This window comes from Bradyrhizobium arachidis (genome assembly GCF_024758505.1).
GTDB classification, from domain to species: Bacteria; Pseudomonadota; Alphaproteobacteria; order Rhizobiales; family Xanthobacteraceae; genus Bradyrhizobium; species Bradyrhizobium manausense_C.
The window spans coordinates 8118666-8145661 of the sequence record NZ_CP077970.1; the positions used below are offsets into that span (position 1 = coordinate 8118666).

Consider the following 26996-nt stretch of genomic DNA (forward strand, 5'->3'; position numbering starts at 1 on the left):
ATTTGCCTGCAAACCCGGCATGGGGCTTGCAGCGAAAAATGGCGCCTTCGCGCGCCAAGAAGTTACAGGCAAAGCCGTTCGTCGGGGACGTTGAACGCCTTGGCCTGAATTTAAGAAAATGCGGCTCGCAACGGACGAGCGGTGGCCCACTTTGCGGGTGCCGCGGGACGCCCAAGGTGCGCCGATCACGGCGGTGAGGCGTCTCGCCGCATGGAGAGGACGAGGACAATGAACGGGTCGCAATTCGAGCGCGCAAACATCGTGGCAGAAGAGCTGTCGGCGACGGTCGCCTCGAAAACGACCGATCCGGTTGAGGCGCATACGTTCCGCCCCCCTGCTGAAGGTCTCTACGATCCGAGCCTGGAGAAGGACTCCTGCGGCGTCGGCTTCATCGCCAACATCAAGGGCAAGAAGTCGCACGAGATCGTCTCCGACGCGCTCAGCATCCTCTGCAACCTCGAGCATCGCGGCGCGGTCGGTGCCGATCCGCGCTTCGGCGACGGCGCCGGCATCCTGGTGCAGATTCCGCACGCCTTCTTCGCCCGCAAGGCGAAGGAGCTCGGCTTCACGCTGCCCAAGCCCGGCGAGTATGCGATCGGCGCGCTGTTCATGCCGCGCGACACCGCCTGGCGCAACGTCATCAAGAGCATCATCGCCGACCAGATCAAGGCGGAAGGCCTGAAGCTGCTCGGCTGGCGCGACGTGCCGACCGACAACTCCTCGCTCGGCGTCTCCGTGAAGCCGACCGAGCCCGCCTGCATGCAGGTGTTCATCGGCCGCAACGGCGCCGCCAAGACCGAGGACGAGTTCGAGCGGAAGCTCTACATCCTGCGCAAGTCGATCTCGCAGGCGATCTACCAGCGCCGCGACCGCGGCCTTGCCGGCTATTACCCCTGCTCGCTGTCCTGCCGCACCGTGATCTACAAGGGCATGTTCCTCGCCGACCAACTCGGCAAGTACTATCCCGATCTGCATGAGGCGGACTTCGAGAGCGCGCTTGCGCTCGTGCACCAGCGCTTCTCGACCAACACCTTCCCGACCTGGTCCCTGGCGCATCCCTACCGGATGATCGCGCATAACGGCGAGATCAACACGCTGCGCGGCAACGTCAACTGGATGGCTGCGCGCCAGGCTTCCGTGAGCTCGGAGCTCTACGGCAAGGACATCAGCCGGCTCTGGCCGATCTCCTACGAAGGCCAGTCCGACACCGCCTGCTTCGACAACGCGCTCGAATTCCTGGTGCAGGGCGGCTACTCGCTGCCGCACGCCGTCATGATGATGATTCCGGAGGCGTGGGCCGGCAATCCCCTGATGGATGAGAAGCGCCGCGCCTTCTACGAATATCACGCCGCGCTGATGGAGCCGTGGGACGGCCCCGCCGCGATCGCCTTCACCGACGGCCGCCAGATCGGTGCCACGCTCGACCGCAACGGCCTGCGGCCCGCGCGCTATCTCGTGACCAAGGACGACCGCATCGTGATGGCGTCCGAAATGGGCGTGCTCAAGATTCCGGAGGACCAGATCGTCACCAAGTGGCGGCTGCAGCCGGGCAAGATGCTGCTCGTCGACCTCGAGCAGGGCCGCCTCATTCCCGACGACGAGATCAAGGCCGAGCTCGCCAAGAGCCATCCTTACGCCGAATGGCTCGAGCGCACCCAGATCGTGCTGGAAGAGCTCCCCGAAGCGACCGCCACCGGCGTGCGCTCCAACCTGCCGCTCCTGGATCGGCAGCAGGCGTTCGGCTACAGCCAGGAAGACATCACCATCCTGATGACGCCGATGGCCTCCACCGGCGAGGAAGCGACGGGGTCGATGGGCAACGACACGCCGGTCTCGGCGCTGTCGGCCAAGCCGAAGCCGCTGTTCACCTACTTCAAGCAGAATTTTGCGCAGGTCACCAACCCGCCGATCGACCCGATCCGCGAGGAGCTGGTGATGAGCCTGGTCTCGATCATCGGACCGCGGCCGAACCTGTTCGACCTGCAAGGCCTCGCCTCGACCAAGCGCCTCGAAGTGCGCCAGCCGATCCTGACCGATGCGGACCTCGAAAAGATCCGCTCGATCGCCGACCTCGGCGATTCCCACTTCAAGTCGCGCACGCTCGACACCACCTTCCACGCCGGCCTGGGTGCGGCGGGCATGGACCAGGTACTCGACGAGCTCTGCGCGCGCGCTGAAGCCGCGGTGCGCGAGGGCGTCAACATCATCATCCTGTCCGACCGCATGGTCGGCACCGACCGGATCCCGATCCCGGCGCTGCTCGCCTGCGCGGCCGTGCATCATCATCTGATCCGCGTCGGACTGCGCACCTCGGTCGGCATCGTCGTCGAATCCGGCGAGCCGCGCGAAGTGCATCACTTCGCCTGCCTGGCCGGCTACGGCGCGGAGGCGATCAACCCCTATCTCGCGTTCGAGACCATCATCGCGATGAAGGATCGCCTGCCCGGCTCGCTCAGCGATTACGAAGTCGTCAAGCGCTACATCAAGTCGATCGGCAAGGGCCTGCTGAAGGTGATGTCCAAGATGGGCATCTCGACCTATCAGTCCTATTGCGGCGCGCAGATCTTTGACGCGGTCGGCCTCAAGGCGGACTTCGTGTCCAAGTTCTTCGCAGGCACCCACACCCGCATCGAGGGCGTGGGCCTCGGCGAGATCGCCGAAGAGGCCGTGCGGCGCCATGCCGACGCCTTCGGCGACGCGCAGGTCTACAAGAGCGCGCTCGACGTCGGCGGTGAATATGCCTACCGCACCCGCGGCGAGGACCATGCCTGGACGGCCGAGTCGGTGTCGCTGCTGCAGCACGCCGCGCGCGGCAATTCGCAGGAGCGCTACCGCGCCTTCGCAAAGATCCTCAACGAGCAGTCCGAGCGTCTGCTGACGCTACGCGGCTTGTTCCGGATCAAGAGCGCCGAGGAAGACAAGCGCAAGCCGGTGCCGCTCGACCAGGTCGAGCCGGCCAAGGACATCGTCAGGCGGTTCGCCACCGGCGCGATGAGCTTCGGCTCGATCTCGCGCGAGGCGCACACCACGCTGGCGATCGCCATGAACCGGATCGGCGGCAAGTCGAACACCGGCGAGGGTGGTGAGGAATCCGACCGCTTCAAGCCGATGCCGAACGGCGACAGCATGCGCTCGGCGATCAAGCAGGTCGCCTCGGGCCGCTTTGGCGTCACCACGGAGTATCTCGTCAACTCCGACATGATGCAGATCAAGATGGCGCAGGGCGCAAAGCCCGGCGAAGGCGGCCAATTGCCCGGCCACAAGGTCGACGCCACCATCGCAAAAGTCCGGCATTCGACGCCCGGCGTCGGCCTGATCTCGCCGCCGCCGCATCACGACATCTATTCGATCGAGGATCTGGCGCAGCTCATCTACGACCTCAAGAACGTCAACCCGACCGGCGACGTCTCGGTCAAGCTCGTCTCCGAGATCGGCGTCGGCACGGTGGCCGCGGGCGTCGCCAAGGCGCGCGCCGACCACGTCACCATCGCGGGCTTCGAGGGCGGCACCGGCGCTTCGCCGCTGACCTCGATCAAGCATGCCGGCTCGCCCTGGGAGATCGGCCTTGCCGAAACCCACCAGACGCTGGTGCGCGAGCGGCTGCGCAGCCGCATCGCGGTCCAGGTCGACGGCGGCTTCCGCACCGGCCGCGACGTCGTGATCGGCGCGCTGCTCGGGGCCGACGAGTTCGGCTTCGCCACCGCCCCGCTGATCGCGGCGGGCTGCATCATGATGCGCAAGTGCCATCTCAACACCTGCCCGGTCGGCGTCGCGACGCAGGATCCCGTCCTGCGCAAGCGCTTCACCGGCCAGCCCGAGCACGTGATCAACTACTTCTTCTTCGTCGCCGAGGAAGTGCGCGAGATCATGGCCGCGCTCGGCTTCCGCAAGTTCAACGACATGGTCGGCCAGACCCAATTGCTCGACCAGACCAGGCTGGTCGCGCATTGGAAGGCCAAGGGCCTCGACTTCTCGAAGCTGTTCGTGAAGCAGAAGGAAGAGAAGGGCCAGAAGATCTATCATTCGGAGCTCCAGAACCATCACCTGGAGGCCGTGCTCGACCGCAAGCTGATCGAGAAGGCGCAAGCCACGCTCGACCGCGGCGCACCGGTCAAGATCGAGGCCGAGATCAACAGCACCAACCGCTCCGCCGGCGCGATGCTGTCGGGTTCGGTCGCCAAGATCTACGGTCATGCCGGCCTGCCGCATGACACGATCCATGTCAGCCTCAAGGGCACCGCGGGCCAGGCGTTCGGCGCGTGGCTGGCACACGGCGTCACCTTCGAGCTCGAAGGCGAAGCCAACGACTATGTCGGCAAGGGCCTGTCGGGCGGCAAGATCATCGTCAAGCCGCCGCGCAACAGCGCCATCGTGCCGGAGGAGTCGATCATCGTCGGCAACACCGTGATGTACGGTGCGATCGAGGGCGAGTGCTACTTCCGCGGCGTCGCCGGCGAACGCTTTGCGGTGCGCAACTCCGGCGCCGTCGCCGTGGTCGAGGGCGCCGGCGATCATTGCTGCGAGTACATGACCGGCGGCATCGTGGTCGTGCTCGGCAAGACCGGGCGCAATTTTGCAGCCGGCATGTCCGGCGGCATCGCCTACGTGCTCGACGAAACCGGCGACTTCGACAAGCTGTGCAACCTCAGCATGGTCGAGCTCGAGCCGGTGCTGTCGGAAGAGCTGATCAACGCCGGCACCTACAACCACTCCGGTGACCTCGAGGCGCATGGCCGGGTCGACGTGTTCAAGAACCTGCTCGACTCCGACGTCGAGCGGCTGCACGTCCTGATCTCGCGCCACGCGAAAGCCACCGGCTCCAAGCGCGCCGCCGAAATCCTTGCCAACTGGAAGGATTGGCTGCCCAAATTCCGCAAGGTGATGCCGGTCGAGTACCGGCGCGCGCTGCGCGAAATGGCCGCCAACGCGGACGCCGAGCCGAAAATCGCGATCGGGGCGTAAGTATCGGAACCCGTCATTGCGAGCGTAGCGAAGCAATCCAGAATCTCTCCTCGGGCGATAGCCTGGATTGCTTCGTCGCTTCGCTCCTCGCAATGACGGTGAGGAAACAACAAACGAACTAAGCGGCAGGGACTTCGGGTTTAATGGGCAAGATTACGGGCTTTCTCGAAATCGAACGGTATGATCGCAAGTACACCCCGGTCGCCGATCGTCTGAAGCACTTCAAGGAATTCGTCGTTCCCTTGAGCGAGAAGGAAACGCGCGACCAGGCCGCGCGCTGCATGAATTGCGGCATTCCCTATTGCCACGGCACCGGCTCGGTCGCGCCCGGCACGCCCGGCTGCCCCGTCAACAACCAGATTCCGGACTGGAACGACCTCGTCTATCAGGGCAACTGGGAAGAGGCCTCGCGCAACCTGCACTCGACCAACAATTTTCCGGAGTTCACCGGGCGCATCTGTCCGGCGCCGTGCGAAGCGTCCTGCACGCTCAACATCGACGACAACCCCGTCACCATCAAGACCATCGAATGCGCGATCGTCGACCGCGCCTGGGACAATGGCTGGCTGAAGCCGGAGATATCAGCGGAAAAGACCGGCAAGAAAGTCGCCGTGATCGGCTCGGGTCCCGCTGGGCTCGCCTGCGCGCAGCAGCTCGCGCGCGCCGGCCACGACGTCCATGTCTACGAGAAGTTCGCCAAGGCCGGCGGCCTGCTGCGCTACGGCATTCCCGACTTCAAGATGGAGAAGGGCGTCATCGACCGCCGCGTCGCGCAGATGGTGGCGGAGGGCGTCACCTTCCACTACAACAGCCATGTCGGCGCCACCGGCAACGTCGATCCGCGCGAGCTGTTGAACGAGTACGATGCCATCGCGCTCACCGGCGGTGCGGAAGCGCCGCGCGACCTGCCGATCCCCGGCCGCGAGATGGACGGCGTCCACTACGCGATGGACTTCCTGCCGCAGCAGAACCGCCGCGTCTCCGAGGAGCCGCTGAACGGGGTCACCGAGATCCTCGCCGGCGGCAAGCATGTCGTCGTGATCGGCGGCGGCGACACCGGAAGCGACTGCATCGGCACCTCGCTGCGCCAGGGCGCCAAGTCGGTGACCCAGCTCGAGATCATGCCGGCCCCGCCCGAGCACGAGAACAAGGCGCTGACCTGGCCGAACTGGCCCTTGAAGATGCGGACCTCCTCCAGCCAGGCCGAAGGCGCGGTGCGCGAATTCGCGGTGCTGACGCAAAAGTTTTCGGGCGAGAACGGCAAGGTCAAGAAGCTGCACTGCGTGCGCGTCGACGACAAGTTCAAGCCGCTTCCCGGCACCGAGTTCGAGCTCGACGCCGAGCTCATCCTGCTCGCCATGGGTTTTGTGCACCCCGTGCACGAGGGCCTGTTGAAACTGCTCGCGGTCGACCTCGACCCGCGCGGCAACGTCAAGGCCAACACGCTGGACTACCAGACCTCGCGTCCGAACGTGTTCTCCGCCGGTGATATGCGCAGAGGCCAGTCGCTGGTGGTATGGGCCATCCGCGAAGGACGGCTGTGCGCCAGGTCGATCGATACGTTTTTGATGGGGAAGACGGACCTGCCGCGCTGAGTTTGGCGCGAGCTGACCACCACGATTGAGACTGTCATCGCCCGCGAAGGCGGGCGATCCAGTATTCCAGAGACAGCGACGTAGTACGGAGAAGCCACGGCGTACTGGATGCCCCGCCTTCGCGGGGCATGACAGCGGGGCTAATTCTGCAACCTCACCCCCAGCATCACCACCGTCCCCTGTGAACCCGCGCCCACGACATTCGACTGCAGAATGTCGTGACGCAGCGTGCCCTTGATCCAGAGGTTGCGGTTGAGCTTGTAGATCAGGTCGCCCTGCATCGAGTAGGTCTTGTCGTTGCGGTTCAGGCCCTGGTAGTCGAGCGTGCCGTAGGTGAACTTGCCGATGGCAGTCAGCCAGCGACGGAAGTCGTGGTCGACCTCGGCGGTGTAGGTGCGCACCAGGACGCCCGAGCCGCCGGGGACGGCGGTTTCGGAGATTTGCGTGTCGGTGATGAATTTGACCGTGGTGAGCCCGCTCGCGTTCCACACCAATGAGCCCGTCGTGAGCAGGCCTTTCAACTGGCTGAGGCGCGGATCGACATAGTTGCGCGCGGTGTAGCCGATCGAGAGTTCGCCGATGAGGATGCGCGAGAACTCGAAGGACGTACCGACCTTGGCATAGCCGCCGTTGGAATCACGGAAGTAGCCGTTGCGGTCGGCGGGCTGGTCGTGCACGCGGGTGTCGCCCTCGACTTCCACGAACGGTTTCAGGCCCGGCTTGAGATCGTAGGAGACGCGCCCGACGCCACCATACTGGTTGTAGTTGCGGTCGTCGTTGCTGGAGGTCGAGCCGTCGGTGAGCTTGGAGTCCGTGTAGGCCGTGCGATCGACGGTGCCGCCGGCGGAGAGCTGGAGGCGGTTGAAAGTCTGGTCGACGCCAACCGTGGTGCCGAAGGTGGCATAGACCGGATACCTGGCGAGGCCGGCCTGGATGTTCGGGCTGCCGGGATTGTCGGTCGCAAGCCGCAGGCGCAGTTGCGAGGTCAGCTTGAGGTCGCGGTCGACATCGAGGCGGCCGTCGATATGGCCGGTGAAATCCGGACGGTCGATGTCGACAGGCGCGGGCGAAGCGGCGCCGTCGATGGTCGCGGGCAGCGTGTTGGTGTAACCGGTGAAGGAGCCGCGGAGGTCGGCGACCAGTGCGTGGCGTTCCCAGTCGGACACCGCCAAAAACTCCGGCGCGATCATGTAGAACGGCGAGCCGATCGGCTTGTTGAGGCGCGCGGGGTTGGTGTCGTAGCCGGTGGAGAGTTCGACCGCTCCCTTGAGCAGGAACGAGCCGGCGTAATCGCCGACCGCGCCGAACGGATCGTCGTCGGGCTTGAGGCGGCGGCGCGGCGGCTGGCCCGGCACGTTGCCGGCCATTGCCGGCGGCACCGGCGTCTTGGCGGCGTTGACCGAGGGCGGCGGCGCGATCGGCGGCGGCTGACCCGTGCTCGATCGCACCGGTGTCGGCGGAGGCGGCGTGCCCGGCCCCGGCGAGCGTTTTGGCCGCGCCTGCCCCGGATAATATTTTGGCTGCGTGCGCTTGCGGTTCAGCGAGTCATAGCCGGAGGCCGCAGCGCCGCTGGCGGGCTTCAGATCGTAGCTCGGAAGCTGGCCGATCCGCGTCGGCGCGGGCGGCGGCTCCTTCAGCTTGTTGAGCTCGCTGCCGGGCACCGAGGGTTGGTCGATCGTGCTGGCGGTGTCGGTCGTCGTCTTGCGGGTCGGCAGGTTCTGCTGCGCAACGAAGCCGCCCCGGTTGGGATTGAAGAGGTCCGGTGTCGTCATGGTCTGCGCCGCCGCCGGCGCGGCCTTGAGGGCGATCAGCGCAAGGCACGGCAAGGCGGCGCGAACGAGATGCGCGCGCTTGCTCCGGCCCCTGCCTGGAGGCGACCCCACGATGGAAAACTCCAACGAATTCATACGCTTCGAGGACGAGTTCCACCGTTTCGCGGAAAACGTCGTTAATGGAGTTAAAACAATTATGGTTAATGAGCCGTTGAGGGCGGAACGGGTTACGTCGCCTCTCCGTCCCGGCCGTGCTAAGGAGGCGGCGACGGGCGAACGCCCACCTCCCTGGATAGAAAAATGCCGAGTTCGAAACCGCTGATGACCTCATCATCCGGCCCCGCCTCTTCACCCGTCGAATCCGCGCTCCGCACGCTGGAGACGGAAGCAAGCGGCATCAGCGCGCTCTCCGCGGCCCTGAAGGGCCCGCTGGGCGCGACGTTCGCGGCAGCCGTCGAGATGATCCGGCAAGCCAAGGGCCGCGTCATCGTCACCGGGCTCGGCAAGTCCGGCCACATGGCGCGCAAGATCGCGGCAACGCTGGCCTCGACCGGCACGCCGGCCTTCTTCGTCCACACCGCCGAAGCCGCCCATGGCGACCTCGGCATGATCACTGCCGACGACGTCATCATGGCGCTGTCCTGGTCCGGCGAGCAGCCGGAAATGAAGACCCTCGTGAACTATTCGGCGCGTTTTGCGATCCCGATGATCGCGGTGACGTCGAACGCGGCGTCCTCGCTGGGCCAGGCCGCCGACATCGTGATCGAACTGCCGAAGGCGCGCGAGGCCTGCCCGCACAATCTGGCGCCAACCACCTCGACCATGATGCAGGTCGCGATCGGCGATGCCATCGCGATCGCGCTGCTGGAAGGCCGCGGCTTCACCGCGCTGGAATTCGCCCACTTCCATCCCGGCGGCAAGCTGGGCGCGATGCTGAAATTCGTGCGCGACTACATGCGCACGGGCGCGGAGATCCCGGTCAAGCCGATGGGCACAAAAATGTCGGATGCCGTGGTCGAGATGTCGGCCAAGGGGCTCGGCTGCGTCTGCATCGTGAACACCACTGGCGACGTCGCGGGCATCATCACCGACGGCGATCTGCGCCGCCACATGCGCCCCGACCTGCTCACGGTCGCGGTCGACGAGATCATGACCAAGCAGCCAAAAACCGTGCCGCCCTCGATGATGGCGACCGAGATGATCGAGGTCTTGAACTCACGCAAGATCACGACGCTGATCGTGACGGAAGCGAACAAGCCGGTCGGCATCGTGCATCTGCACGATCTGCTGCGCGCGGGGGTGGCGTAGGCTAGCGCGGAAACCGCGCCGCCTTCCCCTCCAGCGGCAGCCTCAACCCGTTCGCGAGATACGACACGGTACGATAGAAGCCGCACAGCAGCATGATTTCCAGAATCTGCGCGTTGTCGTAATGCGCCGACAGCGCTGCGAACTCGGGTTCATCGAGCGTCGCACGATGATGCAGCGCTTCGACCGCCGCGATCATGGCCTGCTCGGCCGGTGACCAGCACGGCGAGTTCGCATTGCCCAGCACCGTGGCGCGAACCTCCTCCTCGGTGAGGTGCGCAGCCCCGGCGAAAATCGCGACATGCACGCCCCACTCATATTCGCAACCATTCAGTGCGGTCGTGCGATCGATGACGATCTCACGCTGGCGCAGGGAGAGCGGCCCGGGATCGAGCAGGCTGCCGGCGCGAAATTTGTCCCAGGCGCGCGGATGGCCCGCCATCACCCGGAACAGCGTCAGCGGCGGCGCGCCGCGCATGATGCGGTCGAACTGGGCCTGAACTTCCGGTGGATATGGCGGCTCGAGCGGTGCAATGCGTGCTGACATGGCCGGCCTCTTTGCTACAATTATAGTAGCAATACGCTACACTATTTGTAGCATCGCGCAAGGGGGGCCGGATGGCAAAGCAGCAGGTGTCGAAACAGCGTGGCGTGCGCGGCTCGCGCACGGGGCGTCCGATCATGGCGCTGCTCGATCTGCTCGGCCGGCGCTGGGCGTTACGGATTTTGTGGGAGCTGCGCGAAGCCCCCCTCACCTCGCGCGCACTGCGCACCGCCTGCGACGAGGCCTCACCGACGGTGCTGCAGACCCGACTCGACGAATTGCGAGATGCGGGGTTCATCGAGCTAAGCGATGGCAGCGGTTACGGCCTGACCCCGCTCGGCCGCGAACTATGCGAGACGTTCATGCCGCTGCATCGCTTTGCGGAGCGGTGGCGGAAGTGAGCGCCCTCTTACCCTCCCCTGGAGGGGGAGGGTCGGCGCGTAGCGCCGGGGTGGGGTGACAGACTATCCATTGAAGCGGTGCCCGAGTGGAGGGATCACCCCACCCCGCTCGCGCTTCGCGCGATCGACCCTCCCCCTCCAGGGGAGGGTGGAAAGAGCTACGCCGCCGCCACGGTGAGATTCGCCCCGTCCACCTGCACCACCTTCACCCTGGTGCCGGCCGGTGTATCCGGGCCGGCAACGCGCCAGATGGTGTCGCCGAGACGCACGGTGCCGCTTCCGTCGATGATCGGCTTCTCCAGCGTGAACTCGCGTCCCAACAGCGCGTCGGCGCGCTTGTTGAGGAACGGGCTCGCATTCGCGTCCGTGCGGCCGCGCGCGAGCCGGCGCCACACTGGCACTGCCGCTGCCGCAAACACCGCGAACATCACGAGCTGCGCCTGCCAGGCCGGGTGAAACACGAACGACAGCAGCCCGACCAGCAGCGCCGCAAGCCCGAGCCAGAACAGGAAGACGCCGGGCGCGAACACCTCCAGCCCCATCAAGATGAAGCCGAAGATCAGCCAATTCCAGGTCCCCAACGTAACGAACATCTCGGTCATGACACGACCTCTGTGAAAAAATCTAAGGCCTCGGCGGCACGGCCGGCGGCGTGGGGCCGGTCGGCGGCACCGAGCCACGTCGGGCGGCGGCGGACGCGGCCGCAGCACTCTCGCCGAACGTGGCTTTCGCGATCTCGCCGATGCCGGCGAGCGAGCCGAGCATGCTCATGGCTTCCACCGGCAGCATGATGACCTTCTGGTTCGGTGAGTCCGCGAGTTGTCCGAACGCCTTGATATATTTGTCGGCGATAAAATAGTTCAACGCCGAGACGTCGCCCTTGGCGATGGCTTCCGACACCACCAGGGTCGCCTTGGCTTCGGCTTCGGCCAGGCGCTCGCGCGCCTCGGCATCGCGGAAGGCAGCCTCGCGGCGGCCCTCGGCCTGGAGGATCTGGCCCTGCTTGGCGCCCTCGGCGCGCAGGATCTCGGACTGGCGCTGGCCTTCGGCAGAGAGAATGTCGGCGCGCTTGACGCGCTCGGCCTTCATCTGCCGCCCCATCGCCTCGACGAGGTCGGCCGGCGGCACGATGTCCTTGATCTCGATGCGGTTGACCTTGACGCCCCAGGGCGAGACCGCGGCATCGACCACGCGCAACAGGCGCTCGTTGATCTCGTCGCGATGCGACAGCACCTGGTCGAGATCCATCGAGCCCATCACCGAGCGGATGTTGGTCATGGTCAGCACAGTGATCGCGTTGTTCAGATTGGCGACCTCGTAGCTCGCCTTCGCCGCGTCGAACACCTGGTAGAAGGCGACGCCGTCCACCGTCACGGTCGCGTTGTCCTTGGTGATCACCTCCTGCTCGGGAATGTCGATCACCTGCTCCATCATGTTCATCTTGCGCCCGACGCGATCGAAATAGGGCACGATCAGGTTGAGCCCCGGGCTCAGCGTCTGGGTGTATTTGCCGAATCGCTCGATGGTCCAGTCATAGCCCTGCGGCACCGTCTTCACGCCGGCCAGCAGCGTGACAATGACCAGCAATACCAGCGCAATCGCGAAAAAATCGAAACCGCTCATAGCTCCTCCAAGGCGGGAAAATGCGTTTCCCGCGCCGTTGATTGGTCGGGATCGCCACCCTACCGGTTCAGCGGTCGCGATTCACGTCGGCGCGGGAGCACGTTTCCACAAGAAGTACGGAGGCGGAACGGCCGCCGATAAGTATTGGCGAGCAGGCCCTTGAAACGGCACGGCGGCAACCTAGAGCATGATCCGGAAAAGTGTGCAGCGGTTTTCCCTCGCGACAAACGCGGAACGCGTTTGCGCGGAGATCATGCTCAGACAAGGAGCCACGCGCTACTCAACCACGGTATCGGCGATCGCGAGCAGCGACGGCGAGATCGTCAACCCCAGCGCCCGCGCGGTCTTCAGATTGACCGCCAGCTCGAATTTCGTGGGGTTCTGCACCGGCAGGTCGGCCGGCTTCGCTCCCTTCAGGATGCGATCGATATAGGACGCGGCCTGCCGCATCTGCTCGGCGCTATCAGTGCTGTAGGACATCAGCCCGCCCTCCTCGACGAAGCTACGGCTCCAGTACACGGCCGGGATGCGAGCCTCATCGACCGCCGCCAGCAGGCGCGCGCGGTTGGCGAGCGTGAAGAAATCCGGCAGCACGAGCAGGGCTGAATCCGTCCGCCCGGCCAGTGCCGCGATCGATGCCGCGTCGGTGACAGTGACGGCCTCGACCGCCACGCCGAGCGCGCGTCCCGCATCTTCGATCGTATGCAGCATGAGGCCGGCGAACGGCGCGGTCGCGGGATTGTAGACCACGCGCACACGGCTGACCTTTGGGGTGACCTGGGTCAGCATCTCCAGCCATTTGCCGGCCATCGGACCGTCGAAGTCCGTGAAGCCGGTGACGCTGCCGCCGGGACGGGCGAGACTTTCGACAAAGCCCTGGCCGACGGGATCGGTGACGACGGCAAAGACCATCGGCGTCGTCCCGGCCCGCTTGCGCAACTCTTCCACCGAGGGCGTGCCGATCGCGAGCAGGATGTCCGGATTGAGCCCGGCCAGCTCGCCGGCAAAGCGCCCGATCAGGGCGCGGTCGCCGCGGCCGCTGCGCCAGTCGATCTGGAGATTGTCCTGCTCCTTCCAGCCGCGCGCGGCGAGTGCTTCGAGGAGGACGGCGGTGCGGGTCTGGCCGATCGCATCATCCGCCGCCGTCACGGTCAGGACACCGAGGCGGCGTGGACCGGCCTGCGACTGCGCCCGTGCCGGAAACGGGAGCGCCAGGGCCGTACCGAGAAGCGCCAGGACATCGCGCCGTTTCATGAGAATTCCCGTCAGATCCAGCCTCTTCAGATCCAGCCTTTTCAAATCCAGCCCTGCAGCTCGCGCAGCACCAGCGTGCGGATGACGTCCATGCCGGCATCGCTGTCGTTGAGGCAGGGAATCGCGGCAAACTGCTCGCCGCCATTGTGCTTGAAGATCTCGGCGTTCTCCTGCGCGATCTCCTCCAGCGTCTCCAGGCAGTCGGCGGCAAAACCCGGCGTGACCACGGCGATGCGGCGCACGCCTTCGCGCGCGAGACGCTCCATGGTCTTGTCCGTATAGGGCTGCAGCCACTCGTCATTGCCGAACCGCGACTGGAAGGTCAGCAGCAGCTTTGTCTCGTCCATCCCCAGGCGGCGCCGCAGCGCGTTGGTGGTGGCGATGCAGTGGTCCTGATAGGGGTCGCCCTTGTCGACATAGCTCTGGGGCATTCCGTGGAACGAGGCGACGATCAGCTCGGGCTTGAAGGTGAGCGTCGCGAGATGGCCGTCGATCGAGGCTGCGAGCGCCTCGATATAGGCTTCGTCGTCGTAATAGGGCGGCGTCACCCGCAACGTCGGCTGCGCGCGCAGGCGCGACAGCACGCGAAACACCTCGTCGCACACCGTCGCCGAAGTCGAGGCCGAATATTGCGGATAGAGCGGCACCGCCAGGATACGGTCGCAGCCTTGCGCGATCAGCGCCTCGACGCCCGCGCGGATCGACGGATTGCCGTAGCGCATCGCCCAGTCCACCACGACATGCGTCCGGTCGGCGAGCGCGTCCGCGAGCTTCTCGGCCTGCGAGCGCGTGATGGTCTTGAGCGGCGACTCGTTCTTCTCGTTGTTCCAGATTTTTCGGTAGTCGAGCGCCTTGGTGCGCGGGCGGCGGCGCAGGATGATGCCGTTGAGAATGAGCTTCCAGACCAGCCCCTGGTCCTCGATCACGCGAGCGTCGGACAGGAATTCCTTGAGGTAGACGCGGACGCCCGGGGCATCGGCAGTGTCGGGCGTGCCCAGATTGACCAGCAGCACGCCGACGCGCTGCGCGCCTGATGCGGCTGGCTTCGACGTGCCGGTGGGGAGGACGGAGGTCATGACTGCCGTGGGTTCGCGCGTTGCACCGAACTTGTCAAGGCAAGGCGGTTTTCGCTAATTTTAGGCCGAACGGGGCGGGTAAAGATGACCCTTGCGGAATTGTGCGTCTTCGGAGCATTGCTGCTCTATCTCTCGACGATCGTCGCGATCAAATGGATCAGGATCGGACGCTTCGACAATGCGCGGCCGCGCGATGGCGCATTCTACGAGGATGCCATCGCCCAACGTGCACTGGGCGCGCACCAGAACGGCATCGAGACCTTCCCGTTCTTCGCCTTCGCGGTGCTGCTCGCCGAATACCGGGATTCGCCGCAACGCCTGATCGACGAGCTCGCGGCCCTGTTCCTGCTCGTGCGGATCGCCTACGTCTTCACCTATGTCGGCAACCGCCCGACGCTGCGCTCCATCCTCTGGAGCATCGGCTTTTTCATCAACGTCGCGATCTTCTTCATGCCGGTGCTGAAGCGCTTTTTGCCGGTATGAACACTCACTTGCTGACCCTCCCCTGGAGGGGGAGGGTCGGCTCACATTGAGCGCAGCGAGAATGTGAGACGGGGTGGGGTGACGGTCCCTCCGCGTCGAACACTGCCCGAGTGGAGAGATCACCCCACCCCGCTCGCGCTGCGCGCGATCGACCCTCCCCCTCCAGGGGAGGGTCACGCCGACAGATGCCGCTCTCGCGTCGCGATCAGGCCGCGCATCGAGGCCGGGATCGCGACCGGACGATGGCTCTGCTGGTCCGTGTAGACCCACACGATCTCGCCGGTGATGAGGGCCTCGTTGCCGCCCTTGAGGAAGATCGCCATCTCGAAGGTGAGGCTCGAATTGCCGATCCGCGCCACCCGCGCGCCGACGTCGATCTCCTGGTCAAACCGCGCCGGCGCCTTGTACTCGATCAGCGATTTCACGACGTGGAAGTCGATGCCGCTCTGCTTGGCATCGGCATACTGGTCGAAGCCGAGCGCGCGAAAATACTCGGTGATGGTGGTGTCGAAGTAAGTCAGATAATGCGCATTGAAGACGACGCCCTGGCCGTCGATCTCGGAATAGCGCACCCGGAACGGGTGAAAGAACCAGAAGTTTTCGCGCGACATCGATTTCCTCGGCCCAGCGTTCTTGTTTGTTCTATCGCCTGAATAGCCGACGGGACGCCGTCCTCAAAGCCCGGGCAGCGCGGCGGTTAGAAGCACGTCGTCCGCTCGACGGCGAGATAGCCGAACAGGAGGCCCGCGCCGAACAGCAGCACGAGTCCGGCGGCCCCAAACTCGATGCCGCGCATGAAAAGCACGCCGCTGCCGTCGCGGGCCGAGCTCAGGCGCCGCGCGATATCCTTGGCGGAGACCGCCACCACCGCGATGGTCGCAACCGTGATCGCGGTGCCCAGTCCCATCAAAAAGGTCGCGGCGATGCCGGCCCAGAACAGGCCCTGGGCGAGCGAGAACACCAGGACCAGGATTGCGCCCGAGCAAGGGCGGATGCCCACGGTGAGGATCGCGGCTAGCCCCCGCCGCCAGCCGCCGGGTCCGGCGAGCTCGCTCGGCGTCGGCCCATGCGAATGGCCGCAATGCTCGTCATGGACGTGGTCGTGGGAATGGGCGTGATCGCGGTGATGGTGGCCGTGATCATGATCGTGGTGGTGATGGTGATGCCCGTGGTCGTGATGCGCCGCGCCGGCGAGGGCCGGCACAGGCTGGCTCGCCTGAAGGGCGCGCATGAAGGCGCCGCCCTTGACCCAGACCAGGCGGGCGCCGAACGCCGCGATCAGGGCGTAGCTTGCGATCTCGATCACCTTCTCGGCGTTGCACATGGTTTTGGCGGTGGCGTTCAGCGCCCAGGCCGAGATACCGACGACGGCGACCGCCACCAGCGACTGCATCAGGGCCGACGCAAACGACAGCGCGATGCCGCGCCGCGCGGTCTCCTGATTGGCGACGAGATAGGACGAGATCACAGCCTTGCCGTGGCCGGGACCTGCGGCATGGAAGATCCCGTAGGCAAAGGAGATCGCGAGCAGCGTCCACACCGCCGAGCCGTCGGACTTGGCGGCGCGGATGGTGGTGGAGATCTCGCGGTAGAATTCCGACTGCTTTGCCAAGAGCCAGCCGACGATACCTCCGACCTCAGGGTCGGCAGCCGGCGCCGGACGCGGCGCGCCAAAGGGGTTTTGCGCCAGGAGATCGTGAAGCGCGGCGTCGGCAACAAGCACTGCGGCGATGAGCGCCGCAGCGGTGACGAGCCCGCGCGCGAGGGGCGATGTCGGGTTCACGGACAGTCCACGGTGATCTTGTTGGCGAACATAAGGCCGAAATTGGCGTTCTCGCCGTTCATGAAGGTCTGCTCGTTGAGCTTTTGCGCGCTCGCGGTGCCGTCGTTCGGACGCTCCAGCTTCATCTGGCAGCCGGCGGGGGCACCGACCAGCTTGACCGGCTCCTTGTCCGTCATCTTGAAGTCGATGAAGAAGGAGCGGTCGAACACTTCCAGCATCAGTTGCTTTGATTTGACCGGGTTCTTCAGCGGCAGCGTGAAGTGCAGGGTCAGCACGGTGTCCTTGTAGTCGAGGAAGTAGTCGATCGGCTCGTTGAAGCGCTCCTTCTTCCCGTCGGCCTTGGCGAAGGTGAAGTAGGCGTATTCCTTGAGCGACTCGACGTTGGTCTGGGCGAGCGGCGCCAGTTCCTCGCGGCTGTAGGTGCCCTTGGTCTTGCCCTCGAGCCCCTGCACCGCATAGGCCGAGAACATGTCGTCGAACGTCCAGGCGTGGCGCACGCCGGTGACCGAGCCATCCGGCGCATACAGCACCTCGCTGGTGGCCGTGATCCAGACATGCGGATGTGCCTGGGCCGCCCCCGCCGCCGCGAGCGAGAGAGCTGCGGCGAGCAGCAATCCGGAGAGGGCGCGTATCCAGTCCATCAGGCAGCCTTTGCGTTGTCCAACAGACCCCGGCGGCGCAACAGCGCGTCGGGCTCCGGCGGCCGGCCGCGGAAGGCCTCGTAGGCGGCCTCCGGATCGACCGATCCGCCCGTCGAGTAGATGTCGTCATGCAGGCGCTTGGCGACCGCGGGATCGAAGATGTTGCCGGCTTCCTCGAATGCGCCGAAGGCGTCGGCGTCCATCACCTCCGACCACATGTAGCTGTAGTAGCCGGACGCGTAGTGGTCACCGGAGAAGATGTGGCCGAATTGCGTAGGCCGGTGGCGCAGCGCGATCTCCTCGGGCATGCCAATCTTCTCGAGCTCCTTCTTCTCGAAGGCCCGCACATCCTCGGCGGCGGCCGCCGGCTGGGTGTGGAACTCGAGATCGACCAGCGCCGAGGAGACGAACTCGACGGTGGCAAAGCCCTGGTTGAACTTTCGCGCCGCGAGGAAGCGCTGGAGCAGGTCGTCGGGCAACGGCTCTCCGGTCTGGTAGTGGCGGGCGAACTGCTGGAGCACCTCGGGCCGCTCCTGCCAGTGCTCGTAGAGCTGCGAGGGCAGCTCGACGAAGTCGGTGAACACGGAGGTGCCGGACAGCGACGGGTAGGTCACATTGGAGAGCATGCCGTGCAGGCCGTGGCCGAACTCGTGGAACAGGGTGCGGGCATCGTCGGGCGACAGCAGCGAGGGTTCCCCGCCGGATCCTTTCGCGAAGTTGCAGACGTTGATGATGAGCGGCGCGACATCGCCGTCGAGCTTCTGCTGGTCGCGCAGCGAGGTCATCCAGGCGCCTGAGCGCTTTGACGGCCGGGCAAAGTAGTCGCCGTAGAACAGCGCCTTGTGGTTTCCGGCGCGATCCCGGACCTCCCAGACCCGCACGTCCGGGTGCCAGGCCGGCACGTCCTTGCGCTCGGTGAAGGTGATGCCGAACAGCCGCGTGGCGCAGTCGAAGGCGGCGGCGATCATGTGGTCGAGCGTCAAATACGGCTTGATCGCGGCGTCGTCGAAATTGGCGCGCTGAAGGCGGAGCTTTTCGGCGTAGTAGCGCCAGTCCCAGGGCGCGAGGCGGAAATTGCCGCCCTCCTGCGCGATCAGGGCCTGCATCTCGTCGCGGTCGGCGAGCGCCCGCGCCCGCGCCGGCTTCCAGACCCGCTCCAGGAGGCCACGTACGGCGTCGGGCGTCTTGGCCATGGAGTCCTCCAGCCGGTAGGCGGCGAAGGTCGGGTAGCCCAGTAGGTTGGCGCTCTCCTCCCGCAGCTTCAGGATCTCGACGATGGTGGCATTGTTGTCGTTCGGGTTGCCGTTGTCGCCCCGCGCCGTGAAGGCCTTGTAGACCTTCTCGCGCAGGTCACGCCGGGCCGAGCTCTTCAGGAAGGGCTCGGTCGAGGAGCGCGAGAGCGTGACGATGGCCTTGCCGGCCATGCCGCGCTCTTCCGCCGCAGCCTTGGCGGCGGCGACGAAACTCTCGGGCAGGCCCTCGCGGTCGTCCCCGCCGAGCTCCATGAACCACTCCTGCTCGTCGCCGAGCAGATGGTGGCTGAACGTGGTGCCGAGCTGGGCGAGCCGCTCGTTGATCTCGGCCATCCGCTTCTTGGCCTCCTCGGTGAGGCCGGCACCGGCGCGGTGGAAGCGGGTGTAGGTGCGCTCCAGGAGGCGGAGCTGCTCCGGCGTCAGGCCGAGCGCGGTGCGATTCTCGTGGAGCTGGGCGATGCGACCGAACAGCACAGCGTTCATCATGATCGGATTCCAGTGCCGCGCCATCCGCAAGGACACCTCCTTGTCGATCTCCAGGATCGCCGGATTGGAGTGCGCCGAGACGAGGTCGTAGAACACCGCCGCGACCTTGGTCAGCAGCTTGCCGGAGCGCTCCAGCGCCGTGACGGTGTTGGCGAAGTCGGGCGCCGCCGGGTCGTGGGTGATGGCCGCAATCTCCGCGGAGTGGTCCGCGAAGGCTTGCTCGAATGCGGGGAGGAAGTGCTCCGGGCTGATCTCGTCGAATGGCGGGGTCGCAAAGGGCGTTACCCAGGCCTTCAGGAGCGGGTTGGTCTCGGCCTGCGCGGGGCCGGTATTCTGGCGGGTTTCTGACATCGCTTGTCCCGATTTTGTGGTTCGATTGTTGCGGCCAGCTATAGCATGCGATGGGGCTTTTTTGGGCCATTTGGCCTTGCTCTGGGCGGCCTTTTCGGAGAGATTGCGGCCCTCTTAGACGAGGGATTTTGCCCCATGGACGCGCCTGCCTCTTCCTCCCGCCAGATCGTCTGGCCGAGCGTGATCACTGTCATCAGCGCCGCCATCCTGATCGGCGCCGAAGTGTTCGGCGCGGCCTTCGCCGGCGGCTGGGCGCTCGCGATTCTGTTCGGGCTCGACAACACCGGCGCGCACATCCTCCAGGCGGTGCTGTTCGGACTCGGCGTCCTCGTCATGACGGCCTTCATCCGCGCCGCGCAGCGCGTCGAGCCCTTCACGCGCCGCGTCTAGCGAGGCGAGTCGTCGCGCTCGGTCGCTCGCAGCGACGCGCGCGACGCTGAAGCTTAACGACCATTCATCTTCGGTGTCGCTCGCGCCTCACTGCGCAAGCAGTCGTTAGGCAAATCTGTCGCTAACCTAAAAAAATTCTTGCGAAGGCGAGTCAAAACGCTTATGTGCGGACTTGCCCAATTTCGCACGTGCCTGTGGTCGTGTGTCAGTCGGTAGGTATCCGGACAAGAGGCCGGACAGCCGCCAAGGGGTGAAGAAGCCGAGGGGCTCTTCGGAAGTGCGGAAGTCGGAAGACTTGAAAGTCGAAGGACTGACAAGTCGGAAGACGAAGCAAACGCCGGAGCGTCCAGCATCTCTCTCAAAGAGATGCCTTGTCGAAGGTGACTTCGCTCTTTGCAACCGTGACTGGCAGCCGGAGGCGAACCGGCGCACCCCGCTCTCAACGGGGGACGCGACTTAAAGCAACGACGGATCGGGCTTTTTTGGTCTCTACCGGCATTCCAACGCCGGCGCGGGCTACTGAAAAGGCTTGTCCTTCATTGCCAGGTGTGCGGGCGGGAAATTCCCAACCAATCCACGGCAGCACAGTCTGGTTTGAGTCTTTTGGCTTCGTTGCGCCTCCATCGCGCAATCTGGCCGGGGCACTCTTATCCGACGTCATTTTTTGAACGGATCCCCGTCGCTGGGCCGTTTGGAGGGTGCTATGACCGAACGTATTCAGGAATTCCTGCGCAACCGCCGCAGCGAGGGCCTCGACACCGAGCCGTGTCTCGTCGTCGACCTCGAAGTCGTGCGCGACAATTACCAGACCTTCGCCAAGGCGCTGCCCGACAGCCGCGTGTTCTACGCGGTCAAGGCGAACCCGGCTCCGGAAGTGCTGACGCTGCTGGCGTCCATGGGCTCCTGCTTCGACACCGCGACCGTCGCCGAGATCGAGATGGCGCTGGCCGCTGGAGCGACGCCGGACCGCATCTCCTTCGGCAACACGATCAAGAAGGAGCGCGACATCGCGCGCGCCTTCGCGCTCGGCATTCGCCTGTTCGCAGTCGATTGCGCCGCCGAGGTCGAGAAGGTCGCCCGTGCCGCCCCGGCAGCGAAGGTGTTCTGCCGCATTCTCTATGACTGCGCCGGCGCCGAGTGGCCGCTGTCGCGGAAGTTCGGCTGCGACCCGGAAATGGCTGTCGAGGTCCTCGACCTTGCCAAGCGTCTGGGCCTGGAGCCGTGCGGCATCTCCTTCCATGTCGGCTCGCAGCAGCGCAAGGTGAAAGCGTGGGACCGTGCCCTGGCGATGGCCTCGACCGTGTTCCGCGACTGCGCCGAGCGCGGGATCAACCTGACCATGGTCAACATGGGCGGGGGTTTTCCGACGAAGTATCTGAAGGACGTGCCGCCGGTTCTGCAGTACGGCCGTTCGATCTTCCGTGCGCTGCGCAAGCACTTCGGCAACCAGATTCCGGAGACCATCATCGAGCCGGGCCGCGGCATGGTGGGCAATGCCGGGATCATCGAGTCCGAGGTCGTGCTCATCTCGAAGAAGAGCGACGAGGACGAGGTGCGCTGGGTCTATCTGGACATCGGCAAGTTCGGTGGTCTGGCCGAGACCATGGACGAGTCGATCCGCTACGCCATCCGCACCGCCCATGACGGCGCGGACATGACGCCGTGCGTGCTCGCAGGTCCGACCTGCGACAGCGCCGACGTGCTGTACGAGAAGAACCCGTATCCGCTCCCGGTGACGCTCGAGATCGGCGACAAGGTGCTGATCGAAGGGACCGGGGCCTATACGTCGACCTACTCGTCGGTGGCGTTCAACGGCATCCCGCCGCTGAAGACCTATCACATCTGATAGGCCACATCTGATCCGCCTCTCTTTCGAGGCCTGACGAACCCGGGAGCCGGCTTGCCGGCTCCCTCCCCACATTGCCATTTCTGACAACGCTTGAGGCGCGTGCCGTTCGCACGCGGGTCCAAGCGGGGACTGACGTGCCATGACTGCTTCTCGGAAGCCACAGATCGCCCTCACCTCGAAAGCCGCTCCGTTCGCGATCCGAGCCGAGCGTGCTTCCGACGTCGCGATGCGTGAAGCGCTGCTCGATGCCTGTTTTGGCGAGACCCGCCATCAGCGCACCTGCCAGCGCCTGCGCGACGGACGCGCCCCCGCCGCCGGCCTCGCGCTGGCCGCGGTGCGCGAGGGAAAGCTCGTGGGAACCGTGCGGCTGTGGCACGTCAGCGCCGGAGGCAGGCCCGCGCTGGTCCTCGGACCGCTCGCGGTCGACCCTGCCTGCCGCGAGCTCGGGATCGGCGCCGCGCTGATGCATCAAGCGCTGGCCGCCGCCCGGGCGCGCGGGCACGCCGCCGTGATCCTGCTTGGGGACGCGCCCTACTACGCCCGCTTCGGCTTCACGGCCGAGAAGACCGGCGAGTTGTCGCTGCCGGGCGCATTCGAGCGCGACCGGCTGCTCGGCCTCGAATTCACTGAAGGTGCGCTGGATGGCGCCTGGGGCATGGTCGTCCCGACGGGCAAGCCCTTGCCCAAAGCGAGGGCAGTTCGCGCGGTGAAGGCCCCGCTCGCCGTGCCGCACGCGGCCTGAGGGCCGCGATCGCGCCTGCCGCACACACAGCCAGTCCCGCTGGGCGCTGATCCTTTAAGGGTTGCGCGCGGCGGCGAAATGCCCGTAAACCCCCGCGCAAAGCCCCCTTCAGTCGAGGTCCGAACAGCATGTCCCGTCGCCTGATTTCCACCGGCTCGCCCTTTGAAAAGACCGCCGGCTATAGCCGCGCCGTGATCGACGGCGACTTCGCCTTCGTCGCCGGCACCACCGGCTACGACTACACCACCATGACGATGCCAGCCGATGTCACGAGCCAGTCACGCAACTGCTTCAAGACCATCGAGGCGGCCCTCAAGGAGGGCGGCTTCGCGATGGCCGACATCGTCCGCGCGACCTACTACATCACCGACGCCAAGGACGCGGATGCGCATTTCGCCGTCTGCGGCGAGGTGCTCGGCGACATCCGCCCGGCCGCAACGCTTCTCGTCGTCTCAGGCCTCTACAAGCCCGAGATGAAGATCGAGATCGAAGTGACCGCGAAGCGCCGCACCTGATCCCACCAACACCTAGACGTTCTCCTGGAGATATTTGATGAGCCCCGCCTCGCAGATCTACGCGAAGATTACCGGCCCCATCGTCATGGTCGGCTTCGGCTCCATCGGCAAAGGCACGCTGCCGTTGATCGAGCGGCATCTCGATTACGACAAGTCGCGCATCACTGTGCTCGATCCCAAGGACGAGGGCCGCAAGGCACTTTGCGAGAAGCACAATGTCCGGTTCATCCAGCAGGGCCTGACCAAGGACAATTATCGCGACGTGCTGACCCCGCTGCTCACTGAAGGCGGCGGCCAGGGGTTTTGCGTCAATCTCTCGGTCGATACCGGTTCGACCGACATCATGGAGCTCTGCAACGAACTCGGCGCTCTCTATATCGACACCGTCAACGAGCCCTGGCTCGGCTTCTATTTCGATTCGTCGAAGGGCCCGGAAGCGCGCTCCAACTACGCCCTTCGCGAAGTGACGCTGGCCGCCAAGAAGGCGCGCCCCGCGGGCTCGACGACGGCCGTATCCTGCTGTGGCGCCAATCCCGGCATGGTCTCCTTCTTCGTCAAGCAGGCGTTGCTCAATGTCGCCGCTGACCTGAAGCTCAACGCCCCCAAGCCGAAGACCAAGGCCGAATGGGCGGACCTGATGCGGCAGGCTGGCATCAAGGGCATCCACATCGCCGAACGCGACACCCAGCGCTCCAAGAAGCCGAAAGAGCCTGATGTCTTCGTCAACACCTGGTCGGTGGAAGGCTTCCTGTCGGAAGGCGTGCAGCCGTCCGAACTCGGTTGGGGCACCCATGAAAAATGGATGCCCGAGAACGCGCGGACCCACGAAGCCGGCTGCGGCGCCGCCATCTATCTGATGCAGCCCGGCGCCAACACGCGCGTTCGCACCTGGTGCCCGACCCGCGGCGCGCAGTACGGCTTCCTCGTCACCCACAACGAGTCGATCTCGATCGCCGACTACTTCACGGTGCGTGACGCATCCGGCACGGCGATCTATCGGCCGACCTGCCACTATGCCTATCATCCGGCTGACGATGCCGTGCTGTCGCTGCATGAAATGTTCGGCCGCGCAGCGAAGATGCAGGAGAAGCACCACATCCTCGACGAGAACGAAATCGTCGATGGCATCGACGAACTCGGCGTGCTGCTGTTCGGCCATGACAACAATGCCTACTGGTACGGCTCGCAGCTCTCCATCGAAGAGACCCGCGCACTCGCGCCCTATCAGAACGCCACCGGCCTGCAAGTGACCTCCGCCGTGCTCGGCGGCATGGTGTGGGCGCTGGAAAACCCGAACGAAGGCATCGTCGAAGCCGACGAGATGGACTTTGATCGTCTGCTGGAAATCCAGCTGCCCTATCTCGGCCCGGTGAAGGGTTTTTACACCGACTGGACGCCGCTGACGGATCGCCCGGGCCTGTTCCCGGAGGACATCGACACGTCCGATCCCTGGCAGTTCCGGAATATTCTGGTGCGCTGAGGGGCACCCGCCGGCAAAGCATCGAAACAACCCCATGCACAGTAGCCGGCGCAACGGCTACGGATCGCGAAGCGATTGCGCGTGTGGGGCAAAAAGACGAGCGCCGCCTACTGCTTGTCCTTGATCGGCGGCGCGATCTTCTCGGCCGGGGCCGGCGGCAGCGCCGGCTTGGCCGCACCTTGCGTCTGCGGTTCGGGGCGCGCGGGCTGGGGGGCGGGCGTGGTCGGACGGTCGCCGCCGGGCTTCGATTCCGCCGGCGTCCTGGTCTGATCGTCGGACGGCGTGCCCTGCAGCGGCTGCGTCGCCTGCGCCATCTGCCGGTTCTCGGTCCGGATCTGTGCGATCGACAGGCCTGATACCACGACGCCCGCCGCGAACAGCGCACCGGCCATCAACAGGTCTCGTCTCACGCTGCGCTTGTCGTCATTGCCGGTCATGTCGCTCACCCGCGAGCCTTTCCACGGGATTCAACGAAATTGCCCGACGGCGGTTCCGTGGAAAGCCTGCGGCTCCGGAACCCCGGTTCACGCGGCAAAAGGCCCCGTTCAGTCGGTGGTCGAGACCTCCCAGGTGGCATGGCGCACGCCGCTCTGGCGCTGCATCTCGACGGCGACGGCGTTGAGCTCGTTCGGGTCAACGGCTGACGCGACCAGGGTTGCCACGATCTCCAAAATGTCGTCGCCGATCTCGACGACCTCGACATCGGCCACCGGATAGTTCGCCGCCTCCAGCTTCTCGACGAGACGGTCGCGCATGTCGGGCAGCGCCTCGGTCGTCACGGCAAGCTTGAAGTAATAGGTCGCCTCGGAACGCCGCTCGTCGAGCGGAATGCGGTTGATCGCGTTGACCAGCGGGCGCAGCAGCGTGTTGCCGGCGATGACGAACACGGTGAGCGCCACCGCCTGCGCGACCATGTCGGCGCCGGCGCAGGAGCCGACCGCGGCCGAGGCCCACAGCGTCGCCGCCGTATTCAGGCCGCGCACGTCCATGCCCTGCTTCATGATCACGCCGGCGCCTAGGAAGCCGATGCCGGAGACGACATAGGCGATCACCCGCACCCCGCCATCGGCGCCGGTCAGGTGCATGGCGAGATCGACGAAGGCGGCCGCGCCGACCGCGACCAGCACATTGGTGCGCAGGCCCGCCGTGCGCTGCCGATATTGCCGCTCGGCGCCGATCAGCGTGCCCAGCACGAAGGCCGTGAACAGGCTGACCAGCGTGTCAGCGAAGTCGGCGAACTGGAAGGTCGTCAGAAACCGCATGGCTATTGATACGGTTTGAAGATGACGATTGATTAGAGGTCCACAAGGCCGGTCAGCTCGGATTCCTTGAGTCCGCTTCTGGCCCGTAGCGGACCTGTCCCGCGCCTTCCGGCAAGGACCGCTTCTGACCCATTGCGGTCCTGCGCCACGCGTCGCATCTGCGACGCAGCATTTGAACCCGTGAGTGCGACGACCATCGAGACATGGTACTCTGCGTCCCATCGTCCTCAGGCCTCGATGAGGAGCGAATGAACCGGCGCGATTTCATAGCGGGTACTGCGACACTGCTAGTTTCGTCACGGACTTCGCGGGCAGAAGGGCCGCCTCGCCGGATCGGCTATCTTGATTCTGTGCTCAAAGAGTTGCCACGTTACAAGGTGTGGCTAGACAGCTTGCGCGATCATGGCTGGGTCGAAGGGAAGAACCTCATCATTGATTACCGGTCGATCGAGGGGCGTGCCGAGCGCATACCGCCTCTAGCGAACGAGCTCGTCGCTCTCAAGCCCGATGTGCTCGTTGGTGTGAGCCCGCAGATAGCTCTAGCCCTGAAATCCGAAACGGCAACCATTCCGATTGTATTCATCGCGGTGTTCGATCCCGTGGCGATCGGCCTTGTCCAAAGCCTGTCACGCCCTGGCGGCAACATAACGGGTCTTGCGACCTACGCGCCGGGAGATTGGATCGGAAAACGAATAGAAATCTTGCGGGAACTGGTTCCCAGCGCCTCCAAAATTGCGCTCTTGGTCAATCCCCGCAACCCGATTCACAGGCTGGTATTGGCCAATGAAGTATCCAGTACAGCCCGAAGCATGGGCGTGGCTCTGCCGATAGTCGAGGCAACCACGGCTGATGAACTCGATACCGCCTTTGCGTCGGCCGCCGCCCAGCAAGCCGACGCGATGATTGTTTTTAGCGACAATCTAACTGGTCAAGAGGCCCCGCGCGTTACCGCGCTCGCGGCAAATCATCATCTGCCTGCAATTTACCTTTTCGGACAAATCGCGACCGGCGAATTGATCGTGTACGGCCCCGACATAGCCGATCTGCTCCGCCGTGCTGGCGGCTACGTCGATAAAATTCTCAAAGGCACCAAACCTGCGGACCTACCAGTTGAGCAACCGACTAGGTTCGAGCTGACGATCAACATGAAGACTGCCAAAGCGCTCGGCCTCACTGTTCCGCCCTCGTTGCTCGTCCGCGCCGATGAGGTGATCGAATAGATATGCTTG

At 65.2% G+C, this 26996-nt stretch carries 23 protein-coding genes; 11 read left to right on the forward strand and 12 right to left on the reverse strand.

The window, feature by feature from the left end; translation table 11 throughout:
- Nucleotides 1-228 precede the first annotated feature (228 nt).
- Nucleotides 229-4962: a glutamate synthase large subunit gene (gltB, locus tag KUF59_RS37695; RefSeq protein ID WP_212460361.1), complete on the forward strand. Its 4734-nt coding sequence runs from the start codon at nt 229-231 to the stop codon at nt 4960-4962.
- A 143-nt stretch (nt 4963-5105) separates the two neighbouring features.
- Nucleotides 5106-6557 (forward strand): glutamate synthase subunit beta, encoded by a 1452-nt coding sequence (locus KUF59_RS37700; protein WP_212460360.1) that lies wholly within the window; start codon nt 5106-5108, stop codon nt 6555-6557.
- A 140-nt stretch (nt 6558-6697) separates the two neighbouring features.
- Here the strand turns inward: KUF59_RS37700 and KUF59_RS37705 are convergent, their stop codons facing one another.
- Nucleotides 6698-8440: an outer membrane beta-barrel protein gene (locus KUF59_RS37705; RefSeq protein ID WP_212460359.1), complete on the reverse strand. Its 1743-nt coding sequence runs from the start codon at nt 8438-8440 to the stop codon at nt 6698-6700.
- A gap of 189 nt (nt 8441-8629) precedes the next feature.
- Between KUF59_RS37705 and KUF59_RS37710 the strand changes: the two genes are divergently transcribed.
- The gene (locus KUF59_RS37710; protein WP_212460358.1) at nt 8630-9637 is read left to right on the forward strand and encodes a KpsF/GutQ family sugar-phosphate isomerase; all 1008 of its coding nucleotides are present in this window, start codon (nt 8630-8632) and stop codon (nt 9635-9637) included.
- 1 nt (nt 9638) lies between these two features.
- Here the strand turns inward: KUF59_RS37710 and KUF59_RS37715 are convergent, their stop codons facing one another.
- Nucleotides 9639-10181, reverse strand: a complete 543-nt coding sequence (locus tag KUF59_RS37715) for a carboxymuconolactone decarboxylase family protein (protein WP_212460357.1) — start codon at nt 10179-10181, stop codon at nt 9639-9641.
- Between the two features lie 71 nt (nt 10182-10252).
- On the opposite strand from KUF59_RS37715, the gene KUF59_RS37720 reads away from it, so the two are divergent.
- Nucleotides 10253-10579, forward strand: a complete 327-nt coding sequence (locus KUF59_RS37720) for a winged helix-turn-helix transcriptional regulator (protein WP_212460356.1) — start codon at nt 10253-10255, stop codon at nt 10577-10579.
- Between the two features lie 158 nt (nt 10580-10737).
- Here the strand turns inward: KUF59_RS37720 and KUF59_RS37725 are convergent, their stop codons facing one another.
- The 4 genes from KUF59_RS37725 to hemH form a co-directional block, all read right to left on the reverse strand.
- A complete protein-coding gene (locus KUF59_RS37725) occupies nt 10738-11181 on the reverse strand; it encodes an NfeD family protein (RefSeq protein ID WP_212460355.1) in 444 nt (147 codons plus the stop codon).
- 22 nt (nt 11182-11203) lie between these two features.
- Nucleotides 11204-12202, reverse strand: a complete 999-nt coding sequence (locus KUF59_RS37730; protein ID WP_212460354.1) for an SPFH domain-containing protein — start codon at nt 12200-12202, stop codon at nt 11204-11206.
- Between the two features lie 276 nt (nt 12203-12478).
- Nucleotides 12479-13456, reverse strand: coding sequence for an ABC transporter substrate-binding protein (locus KUF59_RS37735; protein ID WP_212460353.1), 978 nt, complete (start codon nt 13454-13456; stop codon nt 12479-12481).
- Nucleotides 13457-13497: 41 nt separating this feature from the next.
- Nucleotides 13498-14532 (reverse strand): ferrochelatase, encoded by a 1035-nt coding sequence (gene hemH / locus KUF59_RS37740; protein ID WP_212460352.1) that lies wholly within the window; start codon nt 14530-14532, stop codon nt 13498-13500.
- Nucleotides 14533-14616: 84 nt separating this feature from the next.
- On the opposite strand from hemH, the gene KUF59_RS37745 reads away from it, so the two are divergent.
- Nucleotides 14617-15015 (forward strand): MAPEG family protein, encoded by a 399-nt coding sequence (locus KUF59_RS37745; protein WP_212460351.1) that lies wholly within the window; start codon nt 14617-14619, stop codon nt 15013-15015.
- Between the two features lie 173 nt (nt 15016-15188).
- On the opposite strand, the gene KUF59_RS37750 is transcribed toward KUF59_RS37745, so the two are convergent.
- From KUF59_RS37750 to KUF59_RS37765, 4 genes are all read right to left on the reverse strand, one after another.
- Nucleotides 15189-15626, reverse strand: a complete 438-nt coding sequence (locus KUF59_RS37750) for an acyl-CoA thioesterase (RefSeq protein ID WP_212460350.1) — start codon at nt 15624-15626, stop codon at nt 15189-15191.
- 86 nt (nt 15627-15712) lie between these two features.
- Entirely contained in the window at nt 15713-16798 is a 1086-nt protein-coding gene (locus KUF59_RS37755; protein ID WP_212460349.1) for a nickel/cobalt transporter, read from the reverse strand.
- Nucleotides 16795-17439: a DUF1007 family protein gene (locus tag KUF59_RS37760; RefSeq protein WP_212460348.1), complete on the reverse strand. Its 645-nt coding sequence runs from the start codon at nt 17437-17439 to the stop codon at nt 16795-16797. Before KUF59_RS37760 ends, KUF59_RS37755 begins: the two co-directional genes overlap by 4 nt.
- The gene (locus KUF59_RS37765; protein WP_212460347.1) at nt 17439-19529 is read right to left on the reverse strand and encodes a M3 family metallopeptidase; all 2091 of its coding nucleotides are present in this window, start codon (nt 19527-19529) and stop codon (nt 17439-17441) included. The genes KUF59_RS37760 and KUF59_RS37765 overlap by 1 nt, the downstream gene beginning before the upstream one ends.
- A gap of 135 nt (nt 19530-19664) precedes the next feature.
- Between KUF59_RS37765 and KUF59_RS37770 the strand changes: the two genes are divergently transcribed.
- The 5 genes from KUF59_RS37770 (at nt 19665) to KUF59_RS37790 (ending at nt 24505) form a co-directional block, all read left to right on the forward strand.
- Nucleotides 19665-19919, forward strand: coding sequence for a hypothetical protein (locus KUF59_RS37770; protein ID WP_212406018.1), 255 nt, complete (start codon nt 19665-19667; stop codon nt 19917-19919).
- A 703-nt stretch (nt 19920-20622) separates the two neighbouring features.
- Nucleotides 20623-21765, forward strand: coding sequence for a type III PLP-dependent enzyme (locus KUF59_RS37775; RefSeq protein WP_212460346.1), 1143 nt, complete (start codon nt 20623-20625; stop codon nt 21763-21765).
- 142 nt (nt 21766-21907) lie between these two features.
- Nucleotides 21908-22510 carry a GNAT family N-acetyltransferase gene (locus tag KUF59_RS37780; RefSeq protein WP_212460345.1) on the forward strand — a complete coding sequence of 201 codons (603 nt, stop codon included), beginning with the start codon at nt 21908-21910 and terminating at the stop codon, nt 22508-22510.
- Between the two features lie 128 nt (nt 22511-22638).
- A complete protein-coding gene (locus tag KUF59_RS37785; RefSeq protein ID WP_212406020.1) occupies nt 22639-23025 on the forward strand; it encodes a RidA family protein in 387 nt (128 codons plus the stop codon).
- Nucleotides 23026-23062: 37 nt separating this feature from the next.
- Entirely contained in the window at nt 23063-24505 is a 1443-nt protein-coding gene (locus tag KUF59_RS37790; protein ID WP_212460344.1) for a homospermidine synthase, read from the forward strand.
- Between the two features lie 107 nt (nt 24506-24612).
- Here the strand turns inward: KUF59_RS37790 and KUF59_RS37795 are convergent, their stop codons facing one another.
- Both KUF59_RS37795 and KUF59_RS37800 read right to left on the reverse strand, forming a co-directional pair.
- Nucleotides 24613-24942 carry a hypothetical protein gene (locus KUF59_RS37795; protein ID WP_212460515.1) on the reverse strand — a complete coding sequence of 110 codons (330 nt, stop codon included), beginning with the start codon at nt 24940-24942 and terminating at the stop codon, nt 24613-24615.
- A 108-nt stretch (nt 24943-25050) separates the two neighbouring features.
- The gene (locus tag KUF59_RS37800; protein ID WP_212460343.1) at nt 25051-25767 is read right to left on the reverse strand and encodes an MgtC/SapB family protein; all 717 of its coding nucleotides are present in this window, start codon (nt 25765-25767) and stop codon (nt 25051-25053) included.
- A 248-nt stretch (nt 25768-26015) separates the two neighbouring features.
- On the opposite strand from KUF59_RS37800, the gene KUF59_RS37805 reads away from it, so the two are divergent.
- Entirely contained in the window at nt 26016-26987 is a 972-nt protein-coding gene (locus KUF59_RS37805) for an ABC transporter substrate-binding protein (RefSeq protein ID WP_212460342.1), read from the forward strand.
- The last annotated feature ends 9 nt before the right edge of the window (nt 26988-26996 follow it).

What these genes read in the sequence shown, in the direction of transcription:
- KUF59_RS37730 (WP_212460354.1), bottom strand. Translation starts at nt 12,202, where the DNA reads ATGAGCGGTTTCGATTTTTTCGCGATTGCGCTGGTATTGCTGGTCATT.
- KUF59_RS37700 (WP_212460360.1), top strand. Translation starts at nt 5,106, where the DNA reads ATGGGCAAGATTACGGGCTTTCTCGAAATCGAACGGTATGATCGCAAG.
- KUF59_RS37725 (WP_212460355.1), bottom strand. Translation starts at nt 11,181, where the DNA reads ATGACCGAGATGTTCGTTACGTTGGGGACCTGGAATTGGCTGATCTTC.
- KUF59_RS37710 (WP_212460358.1), top strand. Translation starts at nt 8,630, where the DNA reads ATGCCGAGTTCGAAACCGCTGATGACCTCATCATCCGGCCCCGCCTCT.
- KUF59_RS37765 (WP_212460347.1), bottom strand. Translation starts at nt 19,529, where the DNA reads ATGTCAGAAACCCGCCAGAATACCGGCCCCGCGCAGGCCGAGACCAAC.
- KUF59_RS37735 (WP_212460353.1), bottom strand. Translation starts at nt 13,456, where the DNA reads ATGAAACGGCGCGATGTCCTGGCGCTTCTCGGTACGGCCCTGGCGCTC.
- KUF59_RS37775 (WP_212460346.1), top strand. Translation starts at nt 20,623, where the DNA reads ATGACCGAACGTATTCAGGAATTCCTGCGCAACCGCCGCAGCGAGGGC.
- KUF59_RS37715 (WP_212460357.1), bottom strand. Translation starts at nt 10,181, where the DNA reads ATGTCAGCACGCATTGCACCGCTCGAGCCGCCATATCCACCGGAAGTT.
- hemH (WP_212460352.1), bottom strand. Translation starts at nt 14,532, where the DNA reads ATGACCTCCGTCCTCCCCACCGGCACGTCGAAGCCAGCCGCATCAGGC.
- KUF59_RS37745 (WP_212460351.1), top strand. Translation starts at nt 14,617, where the DNA reads ATGACCCTTGCGGAATTGTGCGTCTTCGGAGCATTGCTGCTCTATCTC.
- KUF59_RS37785 (WP_212406020.1), top strand. Translation starts at nt 22,639, where the DNA reads ATGTCCCGTCGCCTGATTTCCACCGGCTCGCCCTTTGAAAAGACCGCC.
- KUF59_RS37800 (WP_212460343.1), bottom strand. Translation starts at nt 25,767, where the DNA reads ATGCGGTTTCTGACGACCTTCCAGTTCGCCGACTTCGCTGACACGCTG.
- KUF59_RS37760 (WP_212460348.1), bottom strand. Translation starts at nt 17,439, where the DNA reads ATGGACTGGATACGCGCCCTCTCCGGATTGCTGCTCGCCGCAGCTCTC.
- KUF59_RS37805 (WP_212460342.1), top strand. Translation starts at nt 26,016, where the DNA reads ATGAACCGGCGCGATTTCATAGCGGGTACTGCGACACTGCTAGTTTCG.
- gltB (WP_212460361.1), top strand. Translation starts at nt 229, where the DNA reads ATGAACGGGTCGCAATTCGAGCGCGCAAACATCGTGGCAGAAGAGCTG.
- KUF59_RS37795 (WP_212460515.1), bottom strand. Translation starts at nt 24,942, where the DNA reads ATGACCGGCAATGACGACAAGCGCAGCGTGAGACGAGACCTGTTGATG.
- KUF59_RS37720 (WP_212460356.1), top strand. Translation starts at nt 10,253, where the DNA reads ATGGCAAAGCAGCAGGTGTCGAAACAGCGTGGCGTGCGCGGCTCGCGC.
- KUF59_RS37770 (WP_212406018.1), top strand. Translation starts at nt 19,665, where the DNA reads ATGGACGCGCCTGCCTCTTCCTCCCGCCAGATCGTCTGGCCGAGCGTG.
- KUF59_RS37790 (WP_212460344.1), top strand. Translation starts at nt 23,063, where the DNA reads ATGAGCCCCGCCTCGCAGATCTACGCGAAGATTACCGGCCCCATCGTC.
- KUF59_RS37750 (WP_212460350.1), bottom strand. Translation starts at nt 15,626, where the DNA reads ATGTCGCGCGAAAACTTCTGGTTCTTTCACCCGTTCCGGGTGCGCTAT.
- KUF59_RS37780 (WP_212460345.1), top strand. Translation starts at nt 21,908, where the DNA reads ATGACTGCTTCTCGGAAGCCACAGATCGCCCTCACCTCGAAAGCCGCT.